Source organism: Chitinophaga eiseniae (assembly GCF_012641265.1).
In the GTDB taxonomy this organism is placed as follows: domain Bacteria; phylum Bacteroidota; class Bacteroidia; order Chitinophagales; family Chitinophagaceae; genus Chitinophaga; species Chitinophaga eiseniae_A.
Genome location: NZ_JABAHZ010000005.1, coordinates 40,375 through 57,741, shown reverse-complemented (window position 1 = coordinate 57,741; position 17,367 = coordinate 40,375). Strand labels below are relative to the sequence as shown.

The 17,367-nt window shown below is 49.0% G+C and carries 14 protein-coding genes; 12 read left to right on the top strand and 2 right to left on the bottom strand.

The window, feature by feature from the left end; all coding sequences use genetic code 11:
• The first annotated feature begins 2 nt into the window (after positions 1 to 2).
• The 10 genes from HGH91_RS20395 to HGH91_RS20350 are packed head-to-tail and all read left to right on the top strand — an operon-like array spanning position 3 to position 11,932.
• Positions 3 to 2,375 carry a GumC family protein gene (locus HGH91_RS20395; RefSeq protein ID WP_168740661.1) on the top strand — a complete coding sequence of 791 codons (2,373 nt, stop codon included), beginning with the start codon at positions 3 to 5 and terminating at the stop codon, positions 2,373 to 2,375.
• Positions 2,368 to 3,711, top strand: coding sequence for a flippase (locus tag HGH91_RS20390; protein ID WP_168740660.1), 1,344 nt, complete (start codon positions 2,368 to 2,370; stop codon positions 3,709 to 3,711). Before HGH91_RS20395 ends, HGH91_RS20390 begins: the two co-directional genes overlap by 8 nt.
• The gene (locus HGH91_RS20385; RefSeq protein ID WP_168740659.1) at positions 3,704 to 4,411 is read left to right on the top strand and encodes an FkbM family methyltransferase; all 708 of its coding nucleotides are present in this window, start codon (positions 3,704 to 3,706) and stop codon (positions 4,409 to 4,411) included. The genes HGH91_RS20390 and HGH91_RS20385 overlap by 8 nt, the downstream gene beginning before the upstream one ends.
• The gene (locus tag HGH91_RS20380; RefSeq protein WP_168740658.1) at positions 4,398 to 5,045 is read left to right on the top strand and encodes a class I SAM-dependent methyltransferase; all 648 of its coding nucleotides are present in this window, start codon (positions 4,398 to 4,400) and stop codon (positions 5,043 to 5,045) included. Before HGH91_RS20385 ends, HGH91_RS20380 begins: the two co-directional genes overlap by 14 nt.
• Positions 5,042 to 5,956, top strand: a complete 915-nt coding sequence (locus HGH91_RS20375) for a glycosyltransferase family 2 protein (protein WP_168740657.1) — start codon at positions 5,042 to 5,044, stop codon at positions 5,954 to 5,956. Before HGH91_RS20380 ends, HGH91_RS20375 begins: the two co-directional genes overlap by 4 nt.
• 17 nt (positions 5,957 to 5,973) lie before the next feature.
• On the top strand, positions 5,974 to 7,419 hold the full coding sequence (locus HGH91_RS20370) for a hypothetical protein (RefSeq protein WP_168740656.1): 1,446 nt from the start codon (positions 5,974 to 5,976) through the stop codon (positions 7,417 to 7,419).
• A gap of 8 nt (positions 7,420 to 7,427) precedes the next feature.
• Positions 7,428 to 8,519, top strand: coding sequence for a glycosyltransferase family 4 protein (locus tag HGH91_RS20365; protein ID WP_168740655.1), 1,092 nt, complete (start codon positions 7,428 to 7,430; stop codon positions 8,517 to 8,519).
• Positions 8,516 to 9,253 (top strand): FkbM family methyltransferase, encoded by a 738-nt coding sequence (locus HGH91_RS20360; protein ID WP_168740654.1) that lies wholly within the window; start codon positions 8,516 to 8,518, stop codon positions 9,251 to 9,253. The genes HGH91_RS20365 and HGH91_RS20360 overlap by 4 nt, the downstream gene beginning before the upstream one ends.
• Before the next feature lie 36 nt (positions 9,254 to 9,289).
• Complete coding sequence (locus HGH91_RS20355) at positions 9,290 to 10,678, top strand: undecaprenyl-phosphate glucose phosphotransferase (RefSeq protein ID WP_168740653.1); 1,389 nt, start codon at positions 9,290 to 9,292, stop codon at positions 10,676 to 10,678.
• Between the two features lie 3 nt (positions 10,679 to 10,681).
• Positions 10,682 to 11,932, top strand: coding sequence for a WcaI family glycosyltransferase (locus HGH91_RS20350; protein WP_168740652.1), 1,251 nt, complete (start codon positions 10,682 to 10,684; stop codon positions 11,930 to 11,932).
• On the opposite strand, the gene HGH91_RS20345 is transcribed toward HGH91_RS20350, so the two are convergent.
• Positions 11,927 to 12,733, bottom strand: coding sequence for an FkbM family methyltransferase (locus tag HGH91_RS20345; protein WP_168740651.1), 807 nt, complete (start codon positions 12,731 to 12,733; stop codon positions 11,927 to 11,929). The genes HGH91_RS20350 and HGH91_RS20345 overlap by 6 nt on opposite strands.
• A gap of 204 nt (positions 12,734 to 12,937) precedes the next feature.
• On the opposite strand from HGH91_RS20345, the gene HGH91_RS20340 reads away from it, so the two are divergent.
• Complete coding sequence (locus tag HGH91_RS20340) at positions 12,938 to 13,933, top strand: DUF2167 domain-containing protein (protein WP_168740650.1); 996 nt, start codon at positions 12,938 to 12,940, stop codon at positions 13,931 to 13,933.
• Between the two features lie 188 nt (positions 13,934 to 14,121).
• Positions 14,122 to 15,654 (top strand): MFS transporter, encoded by a 1,533-nt coding sequence (locus HGH91_RS20335; RefSeq protein ID WP_168740649.1) that lies wholly within the window; start codon positions 14,122 to 14,124, stop codon positions 15,652 to 15,654.
• A gap of 90 nt (positions 15,655 to 15,744) precedes the next feature.
• Here the strand turns inward: HGH91_RS20335 and HGH91_RS20330 are convergent, their stop codons facing one another.
• On the bottom strand, positions 15,745 to 17,367 hold the full coding sequence (locus HGH91_RS20330) for a glycerophosphodiester phosphodiesterase family protein (protein ID WP_168740648.1): 1,623 nt from the start codon (positions 17,365 to 17,367) through the stop codon (positions 15,745 to 15,747).

Sequence of the window (17,367 nt, the reverse complement as noted above, 5' to 3'; positions counted from 1 at the left end):
ATATGTCTCCGCAAAAAGCATCCAATAGCAAAAACGCGATAATCGATCTGGATGATCTGTTCCGGAAACTGGTTTTCCACTGGCCATTGTACCTGATCGTTTTATCGGTGGCGGCGGCAGCCGCATTCCTATACCTGAAGTATAAACAACCGGTATACATGTCGAGCGCCCGCCTTTACCTGAAAGATGAAAAAAAGGGGGCCGGCAGTGATGAAATGGATGCGCTGAAATCCCTATCGCTATTTAGTAACAATAAAAATATGGAGAATGAAATGGAAGTGCTGCAATCGCCCATCCTGTTGGAACGGGTGATCAGCATGAACAAGTTCAACATCCGTTACTTTATAAAAGGAAGTGTAAGAGATGAAGAATGCTATCCCAATGCTCCCATGCGTATTCATGTGCTGAGCGACAGTGCCGCAGTAGGAGATTACTCCCTGCTCGTTACCCCGGAAAACGGCCAGCTGAACATACGCGCCAAATGTGGTACCGGCAACGCGGTAACGCGGTTACAACTACAGGTAAAGCCAGACCAGCCTTTCGCACTGGGTAAGGATACTTTTAGTATTAGCCTGGTACCCTACCTGAATATGGCCGCTGACAGGACCGTGCGCATCCGGGTAGACTCTATCATGGAAATGGCCTACAAAGTAGTGGACGATATCAGCACAGCCCTGGTAAACCGCGATGCTACCGTGGTGCTCATCACTTATAAAGACCCGGTGGCCAAAAGAACCGCCGATTTCCTCAACGCATTGCTCGACAACTACAACGACTATACGTTAAATGATAAGAATAAAGCCGGCGCTAAAACGATCCGCTTCCTCTCCGCCAGGATAGATTCCCTGAAAGAAGAGCTGGGGCTGCTGGAAAAAGAAGAGGAAAGATTTAAAGTACAACGGGGCATTACCGATATCGATGCCGGCTCCAAACTGGCACTGGAACAGGTAAAGGAAGCCGATTCCCGGTTGAGCGAAGCCAATATGCAGCTCTCTGTTATCGACCAGGTGGAACGTTATATCAACAATCCCTCCAGCGACTATCCCTTTGCCCCGGTAACCGGCGCGGTAGATCAAACCCTTACAGGCCTCATTAACCGCTACGAGGAAGGATTAAGAGAAATGCGGCGATTGTCGCTATCCCTGAAACCTTCCAGCACCATTATGCAGAACCTGGAAGCACAGGTCAACGACAGCCGCAATACTATCCGTAATTATATTGCCGGGTATCGCCGCAGTGCCGGTATCGTACAACAGAAAACACAGGCCAAAGTGAATGAGATACAAGGGAAAATTGCCAACATCCCTACCTATGCCCGGGAATATATCAACATTAAACGGCAACAGGGTGTAAAGGAAAATCTTTATCTCTACCTCCTGAAAAAGAAAGAAGAAGCGGCTGTAACCTACGCCAGCAACGTGATAGATAATAAAGTAATCGCTCCCGCTTTTATTCCTGATAAACCTATTCTGCCCAAGAAGCCGGCGGTATATATCGGGTTCCTGGCCCTGGGGCTGGTGCTGGCCACCCTGTATGTGTACATTAAGTATTTCCTGAACCCGCGGATTTTGAACAAGAAGGAAATAGAACAGGTATTCGAATTGCCGGTGATAGCGGAAGTGTACCAACAAACAGAGGGCGTACGCGATCTGTCATTACAGAACCGGTCTATCCTCAATGAACAAATATTTAACCTGCGTACGAACTTAAAATTTCTGCTTACCGACCAGAAAGGAGCTGCCACCGTTATGCTCACCAGCAGCCTTTCCGGGGAAGGGAAAACTTTTTTATCGGCCCACCTGGCCAACGCGCTTACGGTGAGTGGTAAGCGGGTGATACTGCTGGAGCTGGATCTGCGTAAACCGAAATTGTCGCAGTTCCTCGGTATGGACCACCAGGTTGGGATTACCAATTACATTGTTGGGTCAAAGAACCTGGACGATATTATCCGGAAGGTACCCGGCACCGATGGTTTGTTTCTTATTTCTTCCGGACCTATTCCTCCCAACCCGATAGAGTTGATTGAAGGCACCCGTATGTTATCGTTATTGGCTACCCTGAAAGATATGTTTGATTACGTAGTGGTAGATACTTCACCGGTGGGCATTGTATCGGATGCCAAGAGTATAGCACCGCATGTGGACTGTACCCTTTTTGTGGTGCGGCATAACTTCACACAGAAGTCGAAACTGATGCAGGTGGCAGAAAATATGAAGGAAGGATTTTTCCGGAAGAAAGGGATCATCTTCAACGGCATAGAACAGGATACCTTCTATCCTTACTATTACTATGATCATTATTCTTACCAGGAAAACAGGCACAAGAGAAATAATTGGGCAACGATTATTAAAAAAACAGCCAAACGTCTTGCGTAATATTTTTGAAAATATCAGTTGGCTGCTGGCCGACAAGGTCAGTAAGCTTTTCCCGGGAATACTGGTGCTGGCATTGCTGGCACGGCATCTCGGTCCGGAGCAGTTTGGTATCTGGAATTACGCCATCGCATTAACAACAATCGTAGGAAACCTGGCCGTGCTGGGTATGGACCGGATGGGCGTTCAGGAATTGATTCATCATGAAGGACAGGAATCAACGGTAGTGGCGACCATTATATTTATGCGCGTGGTAGCGGCCCTGATCTGTATGGCTGCCTGTATATTGCTGGTCTTCTTCTCCAGGCCCTTACAGCCGGTGTATGGGTATTGTACGGTTTTTTCCGCCTTCACTATTTTCTTCCAGTCCTTCGATGTAATGGATTATTTCTACCAGGTAAAAAGCGGGTTAAGGAATGTGATCGTTCCGCGGGTGAGCGTATTCGTTATTTTCTGTTTCATCAAGATAGTGCTGGTATACCTGCAGGCCAGCTTATACGTGTTTTTATGGATTACGCTGCTGGAGCTGGTAACCACCTATGCGGTGATTTTAATTCGCTATGGGCGCAGGTATCCGGCCATACAACTGCAGCATATTGATATGGCGATGGCCGGTCGCCTGCTCCACAAGAGCTGGCCCCTGATATTTTCCAACCTGGTGGTGGTATTGTTTGTGAAGCTGGACCTGGTATTACTCGACTGGTGGAGTAACCCGGACCAGTTGGGGAATTATGTGGTGGCGATCCGGATTTCGGAGCTCTGGTATGCGTTGCCGGCGGTGATGGGAACTGCCATGTTGCCAGGACTGATCCAACAAAAGAAAGACGATACTGCCGCCTACCTGCTTACCCTGGAAAGATGGTTGCGTTTATCCTGCTGGGCTGGTTTGTGTATTGCGGTGGTAGTATCGGTGGCTACCCCGGCGATGATCCGGATACTGTATGGTGCTGCGTATGAATTTGCCGCAGTTATCCTGATGATTCATATCTGGGCTTGTATCCCCGTGTTCCTGTTGTCGGTAATAACGCAGTACCTGTTTGTAGCGGGCAAATACAACGTATATCTCTACGGTAACATCACCGGCTTATTGGTAAATGTGGCGATTAACGGGTTGCTGATACCTTCTATGGGAGGCGCCGGCGCCGCTATTGCCACCGTGGTGGCTTACTCCAGTGTGTTTGTGGCCATGGTATGCATGGATAAGACCGGGCAGGCCTGGATACTCACACAAAGGATGGTATACCCGTTACGGGTATACGCAGATATGAAACAGGTACAGGGCAAGTTGAGACGTCAGCTGAGCGTTTTTAATTCCAATAATCCGTTGCCCCATGAGTAGGTTAAAAAATATGGTCAAGAGATGGTTGTCGGCCTGGGCGCCGCAGCTCAGGTACCGTGTTCCTGCCTATAGTTCGGAAGGGGAAGACCTGATCCTGAAGCGGATATTTCACGGAAAAGAAAAAGGAACTTATGTAGACGTAGGTGCGCATCATCCTTTCCGTTTTTCCAATACCTATCTTTTTTACCAGATGAAATGGAGAGGAATTAACATTGATCCGATGCCTGGCACCCAGGCGTTGTTTAACCGGTACCGGCCGGAAGATATCAACCTGGAAATGGGGGTATCATTGCAAAAGCAGCAGCTTACTTATTCCATCTTCAATGAGCCGGCGCTCAATACCTTCTCCGCTGACAAGGTAGCTGAGTATACCCAGGAAGCACAATATAAAGTAATAGAAAAGGTGAAGATAGATACCTGGCCGCTGTCGGTCATCCTCGACGAATACCTGCAGGCAGGGCAGTCCATTGATTTCCTGACCATAGACGCCGAAGGGCTGGACATGGAGGTACTCCGGTCGAACAATTGGCACAAATACCGTCCGGCGTATGTATTGGTAGAATCGCAGCCCTTTGAACTGGAGCGGATGGATGCAAGCGAGTTATACAATTTTATGCAGCAGCAGGGCTACTGCCTTTTTGCGAAAACCTACTACACTTATTTTTTCAGAAATATGACCCATCACGATGACGCCAGGTAAACTATATGTACAATATGGCTGTGGACCATTTTCGGCGCCTGCCGGATGGATGAATTTTGATGCATCGCCTACACTCCGGCTACAGCAACTACCTTTAGTGGGCAACCTGCTGAGAAAGAAGATGCATGTGGCTTTTGATCGCAGTATTCTCCACGGCGATATCATTAAAGGATTGCCAGGTATCGCGGATAACTCCTGCGATGGTATTTACTGCAGCCATGTGCTGGAACATTTATCGTACCACGACTGCCGTAAGGCATTGCATAATACCTACCGGCTACTAAAGCCTGGCGGCTATTTCCGCTGTGTGGTGCCGGACCTGGAAAGCGCGGCAAAAGATTATATCGCGCATTTGCATGAGCAGGACCAGGCAGCCAATGTCAGGTTTATGGAAGCTACCTTACTGGGCATGCTGGAGCGGCCGCGGGGCGTAAAGCGGTTCATCCAGATAGCATATGGTAACAAAGAACATTTATATATGTGGGATCACCTGTCACTGAGTGGGGAGCTGCAGCGGGCCGGATTTCAGCATATCCGGGCCTGCGCATTCAATGATTGTAAAGACCGGATGTTTGAACGTGTGGAAGACGCCATCCGATTTGAAAACGCAGTAGCATTGGAGGCTACGAAATGATGTTGACAACGCCTGTTTTATTGCTGGCTTTTAACCGCCCAACACAAACGTTGCAGGTGCTGGCTGAAATTCGCCGGCAGCAACCTGCAAGAATATTTGTGGCAGCGGATGGCCCCCGGCCGCACGTTCCCGGGGAGGCAGCTTTATGCGAGGAAACAAGAGCTGTTATTCTCCGCGCGATTGACTGGCCCTGTGAGCTACAGACATTGTTCCAGGCAGAAAACCTGGGTTGCGGCAAGGGCGTAAGCACCGCCATCACCTGGTTTTTCGTGCATGTAGAAGCAGGCATCATCCTGGAAGACGATTGTATTCCAGATCCCAGCTTCTTTTCTTTTTGTACGGAGATGCTCCATTATTACCGGGACGATGAAACCATTATGCATATTAACGGCAGCAATTTCCAGGGGGGGCGGCAGCGGGGAAACGCCAGCTATTATTTTTCCCGGTATAGTCACGTCTGGGGATGGGCCTCCTGGCGCAGGGCCTGGCAGCACTACGATTTTTCCCTGGAAAGATACCGGGATGCCGCTACAAATGAACTGCCACCGGGATTAGTACACGACCTGGAAGCGGTGCGTGCCCATAAAACAGATACCTGGGATGTACAGTGGTTTATGTGCGTATGGTTCAACCGAAAATGGGCCATTACTCCCAACACCTGCCTGGTAAGGAATATTGGCTATGGTAAGGATGCTACGCATACCTTTTATCCGCCACGCTGGTACCGGGGTATCGTATATGGCGCCATTGCGGAAATTATTCACCCGGAGAAAAGGGAAATCGCTGCCGAAGCCGATGCATATGCGGCCCGGACGTTATTCTCTCCCAACCCGGTGTATAGCCGTATCAAATATTTTGTGAAGAAGAATGCCTTGTTATATAGGCTATTGAAACGGATAGCGATGTTATAAAAATAAAAATAAATTGAATGGAAGCGGGATATAGCGGCCTTCAAAGCAGTAGTTTGTTCGTAGAATGCTTCCGGGAGGCCATGCCCCTGGTAGTAACAGGCATCTTGTTGTATAGCTATTACAGACAACGTATCGGTATCGTTGATATGCTGTTGTATGCTTTCGCAACAGAGGCCTATACCATGTTAGTCATCGGGCCTACTTTTACGGCCACGTTTTTTGTCAGCATATTTATATTGGTAGACCAGGCCCACCGTTTATTTACCGGGAAGTTATACATCCGGAAGGAGTATTTCATCCTGTTGATATTGCCCTTGCTGTCGCACATAGCCGTGATACTAACTACGCAGTTGTATAAGGATCCATTTTTTTACCCCAATAATAGTGCGGCCACATTTTACCTCCGGCCGCTTTACTTCTATGTAAAAACGTACCTGCCGCTATTTGCTATTGGCGCTAAGATTGTACAGGAGCGCGATCAGTATTCCTTTGAGCAGTTTACGGAAACCATGAAGCGCATCTCCATCATTTCCTGCATTATCGGTGGCGTGCAGCTAGTGGTGCATATGGTATTCAGGAATGTGGAGCTGGGAGAATTACTGGGACTACAGCACCGCTACCTGGTGGAAGGAATTAATGGCCCACTGGGTATCCGCCCGCAGGCGTTGTTTTCCGAACCAAAAACATTTAGTGCATTCTTGTCTTTGTCTATCCCCATCTTTCTGAGAGACCGGCAATACAGGGCTGCTTTCCTGGCTTTTGCGATGGGCGTGATCACTTCTTCACAAACCTTCTGGATCAATTTGCTGGCAGGAGGTATTGTATTTTTCGTATGGGGGAAAGTTTACCCGGTAAGGGCGAAAGTACTGGGAACGTTGGGCCTTATCATTGGCATTTTCTTGCTGGTGGCGCAATTTAAAGACTACCTGTTACAGCATTATGTGGAGAATAAAAATCAGCCGGTGTACAAATTCATCTTTGAAAGATCAGCTTACCGGTATGATAATGAATACTGGCAGAAGGATAACATCATATTAGGGCTGCCCCTGCAGCGGGATATGGAGTTGCCGGTGGTAGATTTTCTGAGAGATGAACCGTATTTGTTGTGGACGGGTTACGGCGGTGGCAACAGCACTTTTATTCCCAGTCAATATTTTTTCGGTCAGATGAGTTATGCCAATCACCTGGCAGGTATTGGCGGACAAAATCTCAATATGCGATGGTTTTATATCCTGGCTGAATTTGGAGGTGTGTCGTTGCTATTCTTTTTCTTTATGCTGACCAGGGCCAGCGGGGATATTTCGCGATTCAACCGGAACTACCTGGCCTATGTGGCCACCTGTTTTTTCTTTAGCCAGATCGACTTGTTCCTGGTGATAACGGCCATGTTAACGGCCTACGGGCCTGGAACGGAGGCGGAATTTGTTGGCGGAGAAAGATTGATTCAAACTACAAAAAGATAACGATCCGGATGAATATATTTCTCGACAATATCGTATTCACTATCCAGCAGGCGGGCGGCGTATCCGTTTACTGGTACGAGTTGTTACGCGGTATTTGCGACAGTGGTTTGCCTGTCAGTTTTCTAAATGCAGGTACAGCGCAGGACAACCTGTTTGAGCAACAGATTGACTACCGGCCTTATCGCTGTATCAGGGAAAGCCGGCTGCCCGCCCGCTACCTGCGCTATTTGCCATTGCAGTGTAAGCTGCCGCCAATGGCGGTATTTCATGGAGGGTATTTGCGGGTATCTCCCCAGAAAGATATTGTGAATATGCTTACGGTACATGACTTTGCGCACGAACGGAAGCTGGCCAGCCGTTTTCCCCGGCGCCTGGCTAATACCTGGCAGAAAGCATATGGTATAAAAAAAGCAGATGGTATTATTTGTATTTCGGAAAGTACGAAACAAGAGTTGTTGCATTTCTATCCGGCCACCGATCCGGCAAAACTGAAAGTTATTTATCATGGTATTGCAGATGACTTTTATCCACTTGATAAAACAATATCTCCGCCCGCAGCGCTGCGGGCTCCTTATATTTTATATGTGGGCGCCAGGAAGGGATATAAGAATTTCAGTGTAGCCGTTGACGCTGTAGCAGCCCTGTTGCCCGCTTATAATCTAGTGGCAGCAGGCGGTGGACCCTGGAGCGAAGAAGAGCTGCTGCTGCTGGAAGATCAGCTGCCGGGTCATTACCACTTGTTCCCGGTTGTTAGCACGGTGCAGTTAAACGAGTTGTATAACCACGCGTTTTGCTTTCTCTATCCCTCGGTATATGAGGGATTTGGATTTCCCCTGGGAGAAGCCATGAAAGCGGGTTGCCCGGTGGTAAGTACCCATGCGGCTTCCATACCGGAAGTGGTAGGAGCTGCCGGCTGGCTGGCCGATAGGCCCGATGCCGAAGCCTTTGTCACAGGGATAAGATGGCTGGAAGATCAAGCTGTACGACAACAATATATCCAGCGTGGATGGCAGCAGGTAAAGCAGTTTAGCTGGGAGCGAACCGTAAAGGAAACCCTTGCATTTTACCAGGATTGTTGGAATAATAAATTTTCGGGATGAGCCTCTTATTTAAAATGGCAGATGCGGCAAAAGTGATGTTTACATCAGGGAGAGGGATTGCTTCCATGATGCGGCCGGGGGCTTCGGTGGCGTCGGTCCGGATCCTGCATAACTGCGGACTTTATATTCCCCGGTTAAGTACGGTGATCGATGTGGGGGCCAACAAGGGGCAGTTTGCACTGGCTGCGGCACACCGCTATCCCGATGCAAAAATATTTTCTTTTGAACCTGTGCCAGCGGTGTACCAGGAGTTGCAGCACAACACACGGGCAATGCCTGCCATTGCTATTTTCAACTGCGCATTAGGCAGCAGCGACGGCACGCTGGATTTTTTCAGTCACGCTTATTCACATGCCAGTTCTGCACTGAAGGTATCTGAGCTGCAACAACAGCTGATGCCGCAAACTGCCGAAGCCCGGCGTATCCAGGTAGTGGTGAAACGCCTGGATAGCCTGCAGGCCGAGTTATGCCTGGAGGCGCCGGTATTACTGAAACTGGATGTACAGGGATTTGAAAAGGAAGTATTGTTAGGCGCTTTGCATAGCCTGGCGCAGGTAGACTACCTGTTGTTTGAAACTTCTTTCGTAAGGATGTATGAAGAAGAACCGCTGTTTGATGAAATGCATGATTTTGTAAAAGGCCATGGATTTGAACTGGTGGCGCCGGTGGGATTCCTGCAATCAGAGCAGTTACAGATCCTGCAAATGGACTTGTTGTATAAAAGAAAGAGATAACGGAATGTATCCGGTCATTATTTCAAAACGTTGACTATGAAACCCGCTTTTGATGTAAACCGCCTGTTGAGGCAATTGATTGATTGCCTCATCCTGGAGATCAGCTACCTGCTGGCTTGTCATTATATCGGCATGAAGCTGACAGCAGGTATTCATTTGCAGCTGATGGTTGTTAGCATGCTGATCTGGACGATTGGAGGAGCTTACGTGCACCTGTATGACGATTACCGCTCCAGGCCGTTCTCTTACGAGTTTGTAGCGATATTGAAAACATCGTTGCTGCACGTGTTCCTGTTAACGTTTGCTGTTTTTTATTTCTTCAAATACCTGGCTTCTCCCCGCACATTTTTGCTGGCTTATAGTGCTTATATTTTCCCAGGTATGCTGCTTTCCAAGTTCGTGATCAAGAAATTCATGCTGAAATTATGGATACGCGGATATAACCAGCGGAACATGCTCATTGTAGGAGCAGGAGAAACGGGGTTGCGTTTTCATCACACTATCCAGTCGAACGATCATTTTGGTTACCGCTGTGTAGGTTTTGTAGATGACTGCGCAAATCCATCGTTGAACGGGCAGTACCTGGGACGGCTGTCGGAATTGAAACAGATACTGGAAGTGCATGAAGTAGATGATGTGATTGTGGCGTTGCCCGAAAGTACCCGGGAGGAAACAGAACATATTATCCTGACGAGTGAAAAGGCCACCTCCCGGGTCAGGATTATCGCCAATTGCTACCAGCATTGCACAACCACGGTATCCATGAGTCTTTTTGGTACGTTTCCGCTTATCACAGTACGGTCTTCTCCATTGGATGATCCGAGTAATCAGCAGCTGAAACGCATTTTTGATGTAGTATTTACCCTGATACTGATGGCTGCCTTCTCCTGGCTTTTCCTGCTGATCGCCCTGCTGATCAAGCTCACGTCGGGAGGGCCTGTTATTTATAAGCAGGAACGGTATGGGTTCAGGAATAAGCGGCTTACTTTTTATAAGTTCAGGACTATGGTCGTGGACCATGAGAAGGCTGATAGTAGTGTATTTACGCCTACGGCGAGAAATGATGCCAGGATTACTGTCCTGGGACGCTTTTTGCGTCGGACCAGCCTGGATGAACTACCCCAGTTTTTTAACGTGTTGAAAGGCGAGATGTCTTTTGTCGGTCCCCGGCCACATGCCACGCCTATGCACATGGAGTTAAAGGAAACCATTCAGCATTATATGCTACGGCACCTCGTGAAGCCGGGTATTACAGGATGGGCACAGGTAAACGGGTGTCGCGGTGAAGGATCTAACCCTGAACAGCTGCAACGGCGTATAAACCTCGACATATGGTATATAGAGAATTACAGCTTTTGGCTGGATTGGCAGATCATTGCTCAGACTATGGTGAACCTCATAAAGGGAGATAAAAATGCTTACTGATCTATGCAACAAAGGCGTTTATTACTGATATCAGGTAATTTTTCTCCTGAGCTGAATGGTATCGGGAAATATAACGGGGAAATGATACAGTGGCTGGCTACCCGTGGATACGATTGTACCGTTGTAACTACCTATCCTTATTATCCCCAGTGGAAGGTACAGGAACCCTATCGCCGTTGCAGATTTATCTATACCAGGGAAACATTGGTCAATACTGGCGAAGGAAAGATTACCGTATACCGCTGCCCACAGTATGTGCCGGGAAAGCCTTCCGGCGCCCAGCGAATGTTGCAGGATTTTTCTTTTAGCTTATCAGCCGGATGGAAGGTAATACAGCTGCTCTTTCATCGCCGGTATGACTTTGTCATCGTAGTAGCGCCTTCCTTTCAACTGGGCTTGCTGGGCGTGTTATATAAAAAATTCCGGCAAACCACCTTCCTATACCATATCCAGGATTTGCAGGTAGATGCGGCAAAGGACCTGGGAATGATCAAAGCAGGGTGGCTGCTGAAAGCCTTATTTGCCACAGAGCGGTTTATCCTGCAACAGGCAGATATTGTAAGCAGTATTGCGGAAGGGATGATCCGGAAAATAAAAGCTAAGTTTAATGGAGAGGTGTTGTTATTTCCCAACTGGGTGGATATTACCTCCTTTTACCCGATGGATAACCGTGTTGCGCTGAAAGAAGCATTTGGGTTCAGGGGGAGTGATCGTATTGTGTTGTATTCGGGAGCACTGGGAGAGAAGCAGGGCCTGGAATCTATCCTGCAGGCAGCAAAAACGCTGCAAACCGAACAAGGGTGGACATTCCTGATATGTGGTACCGGGCCGTACAGAATGCGATTGCAGGAACAGGCCAACGCATGGAGGCTTTCCAATGTTCATTTCATACCGTTGCAGCCGGAAGCTAAGTTCAACAGCTTCCTTAATATGGCCGATCTGCACCTGGTTATCCAGAAAAGCAATGCGGGCGATTTGGTGATGCCCTCCAAGCTGACTACGATTATGGCCGTGGGCGGACTGGCCATTATTACGGCCAATGGTGGTACCGGTTTACATGAGCTGGTGCAGTTACACCGGAATGGGGTGTTGGTGAATGCAGATGATCCCGACGCGCTGACGGCCGCTATCAGTCGCTGGGGGCAGGAGGAGGCCACGGAAATATGCAGGAATGCCAGGCGCTATGCAGAAAATCACCTGGCAGTAGATTACATTATGAGTAACTTCGAATCCGAAGTGAACCGTCGGCTATGATAGTCGCCGCATGGCGACAATATTCTGGAACGAAAATATTTCGTAGTGTATAGGATGGTATTTGCCCAATGCTTTTAGTCCGTCGGGTAACAGCCGGTAAAAGTCGTAGCCAGGCAGTAGGTCCACAATATCTTTAAAGAATGTTTTGGAGATGATATTCATTTCATTGAACTCCATCTGGATCACGTCTACCATTCCCTTCTCGATACAGCGCCTGGCGCCTTTGAGCACCTGTAGTTCATGTCCTTCGGTATCTATTTTCAGCAGCGCAATTTTTGATACCTGGTTTGCTGCTGCAAATTCATCGATGCTGGTAAGGTCGATACTGATTTCTTCTACCTCGCTTTTGCGCAGTTGGGTAATCACATCGCGGTACATGCTGGCGTGCTCGGAACCATTCTGTCCGGAGTAGTCGTAAATAGCAGCATGGCCGGTGGTTTCCCCGGCGCCTTTAGACACGGGTGTTATCTGGTAGGCATCTGCAATGGATACCAGCCGGCGGAAAGTGCCCGGGTGTGGCTCAAAAGCGAAGATAGGTAAGGTGATACCGTGCTTACGGAGCATGATAGAGTAGTGGCCAACATTAGCGCCGATGTCGAAGATAACGCCCGACTGCAGCTTGTTACGGGCAATGAGATACTTGATGAAAGCTTTCTCTCCGGATACGCGGTCATTTTCATAGTTCTGAATACCCATGCCCAGCATGCTAAGTTTATAACCCAGGAGATGCAGTGAATAAAAAGCTTTCCTGGCAAAAAGGAAAACATACACTTTTTTAAACGACTGGCTAAGCGTATTCATGTTATTGGTTTCGGGGAGTTACTGCTGGTAGCACATTTGACCGCTATCTGCGCTTACCTAAATGTAGTACAAATCAAGTGGGTTCTATCATTCATTTTATTCATTCCCGGGCTAACCCTTGTTCATTCTTCAGTTCCTGGCCCGAAGCAGCTTTTTAATGTGAAATATTTATTGCATTTTTGCCCCCTGAAATATTCATTCATTATGTTAAAGAACCTATATCTGGCATGTACGCTGTTTGTACCCCTTTGTACCCAGGCAGCCCCCATTAGTGATTCCCTGGAAATTTCCAGTCGGCAGGTGGAAAAAACAATTGACTCCATCCGGAAAGCACAAAAGTATGAAACGGGTTTGATCCACCTTCCCGGCGGCAAGGCGGAAATTAAGATCCCGGCAGGCTTTAAGTTCCTGAACAAGGAACAGAGCAAGTATGTATTGACCACGCTATGGGGCAACCCCGAGTCGAATGCGGCCAATACCCTGGGCATGATCTTCCCGGAAAAATCAGACCCTTTCAGCGACAGCAGCTACGCATTTGTGGTGGAGTATGAAGACATCGGTTATGTAAAGGATGACGATGCCGGGAAAATCAACTACGATGAGATGCTGAAAAACCTGCAAAAGGACGAAAAAGAAGAAAATGCGCAACGCCTGAAAGAAGGCTATCCGGCCATTCACCTGGTAGGCTGGGCGCAGGCGCCGTTTTATGATAAGGAAAATAAAGTGTTGCACTGGGCCAAGGAAATTCATTTCGGCGACCAGGATGGCATTAATACCCTCAACTACCAGATCCGTATCCTGGGCCGGCATGGTATCCTTTCGCTGAATGCAGTATGTACCATGCAGGAACTGCCACTGGTAAAAGCAGATATCGGAAAGGTATTGCACATGGCTACCTTCACCGACGGGAATGCCTATACCGATTTTGATCCCAAGATCGACAATGTGGCCGCCTGGACCATCGGTGGACTCGTAGCCGGTAAAGTGCTGGCGAAAGTAGGCTTCTTTGCCATCATCGTTAAGTTCTTAGCAGCTGGCTGGAAGTTTATTTTGCTGGGATTTGCCGCACTGGCAGGATTTATCAGGAAATTATTCCGTCGCAATAAAGAAGAAAAAATACTGGAAGGCGACACTACGGTAGGTGGCACTCCTGACGAAGGAGCCGTACCTCCGGCAGAAGAACCCAACTCTTCCCTGTAACCGATAGCAACACGCTCACGCTCACGCTCACGCAAAGGAGCAAAGAAGCAGAGCAGCAAAGAAAGAAGAAGATGAAAAATCTAATATTTTCTTTGCTGCTCTGCTTCTTTGCTCCTTTGCGTGAGCGTGCCTCCTTTGCGCAGAAAATAGCGTATATTTAAGGATACCTCCCCGCTAAAAATAACGCTATGACTCCCACCGTATCACTCCACAGTAAGGAAGGCAGATGGATCATGGTTGCCACCATCCTGGCTTCAGCGATGGCGTTTATAGATGGTACTGCACTCAATGTGGTGCTCCCTGCGCTACAGCGGGCTTTGCAGGCTTCTGCCGCTGATCTTTTCTGGGTATTAAATGCCTATATGCTGATGCTGGCCGCGTTGATACTGATTGGCGGGGCGTTGGGTGACAAGCTGGGACGTAAGAAAATATTTATGACCGGCATTACCATTTTTATACTGGGGTCGGCCGCCTGTGGTGTGGCGGGTAGCGCATTATGGCTGATTATCTTCCGGATTATCCAGGGTATTGGCGGCGCCCTGATGATACCGGGAAGCCTGGCCATGATTGCCGCTTCTATCGATGAAAATGAGCGGGGAAAAGCGATCGGTACCTGGTCGTCGGTTACTACATTAGTAACTATGGGAGGACCGGTATTAGGCGGCGCCCTGGCCGATGCAGGATTGTGGCGTTACATCTTCTTCATCAACTTACCTATAGGCGTAATAGCGCTACTGCTGTTAGCCACCAAAGTGCAGGAAAGAAGGGAAGACAACAGCGCGCCCGGTATAGATTTTATGGGCGCCGGACTGATTGCCCTGGCACTGGCCCTGCTTACGTTTGGACTGCTGCGCATGCCTTCCTTGGGCTTCGCTCATCCGCAGGTATATGGCACATTAGCTGGCGGCGTACTGCTACTGTTGATTTTCATCTGGGTAGAATATAAAAGTGCAGACCCCATGTTGCCATTGAACTTATTTCGGAATATGACTTTCACGGGCGCCAATCTCCTTACTTTTTTTCTGTACGCCGGCCTGGGAGCCGGCATGCTGTTCCTGTCGCTCAACCTGGTGCAGGTACAGGGCTACAGCCAGCTGGAGTCCGGACTTACCTTTTTACCTTTTACGATATTGATGATTTTGTTGGCCCGGTATGCCGGTACCCTGGCAGATAAATATGGCGCCAGGCTGTTCCTCATATTGGGCCCCTGTATTGCGGGCGCCGGTTTGCTATGGTTATCTTTTGTAAAACAAACCCGGGGCCCTGCCGATTATTGGACTACCTTTTTCCCGGGGATGCTGGTATTAGGACTAGGCATGTCATTTACGGTAGCGCCGTTAACGGCTACGGTGATGGGCGCTGTTAGTCCGCATTTATCGGGTACAGCCTCTGGCATCAACAACGCAGTTTCCCGCCTTGCCGGCGTTTTTGCTAACGCGGCATTTGGCGCGCTGGCCGTATTGTTTTTTTCCGCAGTGGTGCAGCAGCGCATCGCCGCACTTTCGCTTACCTCCGCCCAGCAGGCTGCTGTAATGGAGCAAACGGTGAACCTGGGCAACGCCGCTGTACCGGCCGATATAGCCGCTTCACAGCATGGCACGATCGTTACGGTCTATCATCAGGGATTTATTGATGCCTACGGCAACATTTTACGTATAGCCGGTGGATTGGGATTCCTGGGGGGATTGATGGGAGGGTTGTTTGTAAAGCGGAAAGCTTAAAGCAGAAAGCACAAAGCTATTGTAGCGAATATTATTCGCGAATATTTGTTGGCGACTCGCTACAATAGCTTTCTGCTTTAAGCTTTCTGCTTACAGGGCTGGATAATATTGCTGTAACCAGCCAATCAGCTTCGTAAATATATCCACGGTGGCTGCCGCGCCCACGCCATGCTTTTCATGCGGGTATCTTTCAAACCGCGTGGGAATATGCAGGGAGGTAAGTTTAGCATATAGCTTTTCTGACTGACTAACATGTACCAGCGGATCTTCGTCGCCATGAAACAACAAAGTAGGTACGCCATTGGCAGCGCTGAGCTGGTGATAGGGACTTGCATCATAGGCCAGCTGGGCTGCCGGATCAGCAACGCCCAATAGGCGCACCACTTTTTCGTCGGCATCTTTATTTTCCTGGCGTACTTTTTTATCTGTGAAATCGGTAGGCCCCCAGAGGTCAATCACCGTTTTCACCTGGCGCAGGGAGTCATAAGCATAAGCGTATTGCAGGGCCAGGTAAGCGCCGGCGCTGCCGCCTATCAGCGCGAACTGCGTACCGTCGAATTGATATTTCTTCGCTTTGCTGCTGATAAAAGCCAATGCTTTCCGGATATCGTCTAACTGTGCCGGGTATACGTTTTTCCCATCCCTGATAAGACGGTAGTTCATAGATATAACGCCGTAGTGCAGTTTGCCGGCCAGTTCGCTGATCAGCTGCGCAGGCAGTTCTTTTTTATCACCGCCTGTCCAACCGCCACCATGCAGGTATACAATCATCTTTGTTTGCGGCTGGTGGTCTTCCGGAAGATAGGCATCCAGCATATTATCTTCCCCGGCATCGCCATAAGGCACATCACGGAGGGTGATATAACGGCCGGTGACAGGCGTATAGGTGTTGGCGTTAGTAAGCCCATCCCGCAGGTTATTTTTCATGAGATAGCTGACCAGGGCGTCCGGGTGATCGCTTTGTATTCCCTGTACGCCCTTGCGGAGCACGGCATTCCATTCGCCGGGACCTTCCGTTGGCGTTTGTGCATCCAGCCACACCGCCACGTTGTGCCGGCGGGCGACTGCCAGCAGGGTGCTGTCGGTGAGGTTGTCCAGCACGGAAACGGTGACCATGTTCAGGAAGGCTTCCAGCTGTGCAGGGGTATTCATTTCATCGGGCAGGCTGGTCATCAGGGGCACCTGCGGCGCGATACTTCTCCAGGGGCGGTATTGCTCTTTTTTATTCAGGTATACCACTACCTGTTTTTCCATGCCGGCTGCCTGTATTTGTTTCCAGGTTTCCGCCACATCGGCTTCTTTAAAATCGAGATAGATATTTACTTTCCCCTTTGCTGCCTGCAATGCTTCGGCGAAGGTAGGTACACGGTAAGTCTTGCCATCATTGCCTTTCAGCGATAGCTGCCGCAGCTGTGCCAGGGTAAGGTCGGCTACCTTTTCTTCGCCGCCGGTGGTCCGGTTTACGGTAGCATCGTGCATCAATACCAGCTTTCCGTCTTTCGTGGTGCGCAGGTCCAGCTCGGCATAGTCAGCCCCGCATTGCGCGGTAGCCTCCACGGCGGCCACGGTGTTTTCAGGAACATGGATATGATAGCCCCGGTGTGCTACTACTACAAATTTGTGTGGCGTAGCTGGCAGTAAGGGCGTAGCCTGTTGAGCCAGGAGTGTATAGTGGGTGAGTAATGTGCCTGCGAACAGCAGTAATTTTTTCAT

Coding starts and splice junctions, on each gene's coding strand:
- HGH91_RS20395 (WP_168740661.1), top strand. CDS start 3: ATGTCTCCGCAAAAAGCATCCAATAGCAAAAACGCGATAATCGATCTG.
- HGH91_RS20385 (WP_168740659.1), top strand. CDS start 3,704: ATGAGTAGGTTAAAAAATATGGTCAAGAGATGGTTGTCGGCCTGGGCG.
- HGH91_RS20380 (WP_168740658.1), top strand. CDS start 4,398: ATGACGCCAGGTAAACTATATGTACAATATGGCTGTGGACCATTTTCG.
- HGH91_RS20375 (WP_168740657.1), top strand. CDS start 5,042: ATGATGTTGACAACGCCTGTTTTATTGCTGGCTTTTAACCGCCCAACA.
- HGH91_RS20370 (WP_168740656.1), top strand. CDS start 5,974: ATGGAAGCGGGATATAGCGGCCTTCAAAGCAGTAGTTTGTTCGTAGAA.
- HGH91_RS20365 (WP_168740655.1), top strand. CDS start 7,428: ATGAATATATTTCTCGACAATATCGTATTCACTATCCAGCAGGCGGGC.
- HGH91_RS20360 (WP_168740654.1), top strand. CDS start 8,516: ATGAGCCTCTTATTTAAAATGGCAGATGCGGCAAAAGTGATGTTTACA.
- HGH91_RS20355 (WP_168740653.1), top strand. CDS start 9,290: ATGAAACCCGCTTTTGATGTAAACCGCCTGTTGAGGCAATTGATTGAT.
- HGH91_RS20350 (WP_168740652.1), top strand. CDS start 10,682: ATGCAACAAAGGCGTTTATTACTGATATCAGGTAATTTTTCTCCTGAG.
- HGH91_RS20345 (WP_168740651.1), bottom strand. CDS start 12,733: ATGAATACGCTTAGCCAGTCGTTTAAAAAAGTGTATGTTTTCCTTTTT.
- HGH91_RS20340 (WP_168740650.1), top strand. CDS start 12,938: ATGTTAAAGAACCTATATCTGGCATGTACGCTGTTTGTACCCCTTTGT.
- HGH91_RS20335 (WP_168740649.1), top strand. CDS start 14,122: ATGACTCCCACCGTATCACTCCACAGTAAGGAAGGCAGATGGATCATG.
- HGH91_RS20330 (WP_168740648.1), bottom strand. CDS start 17,367: ATGAAAAAATTACTGCTGTTCGCAGGCACATTACTCACCCACTATACA.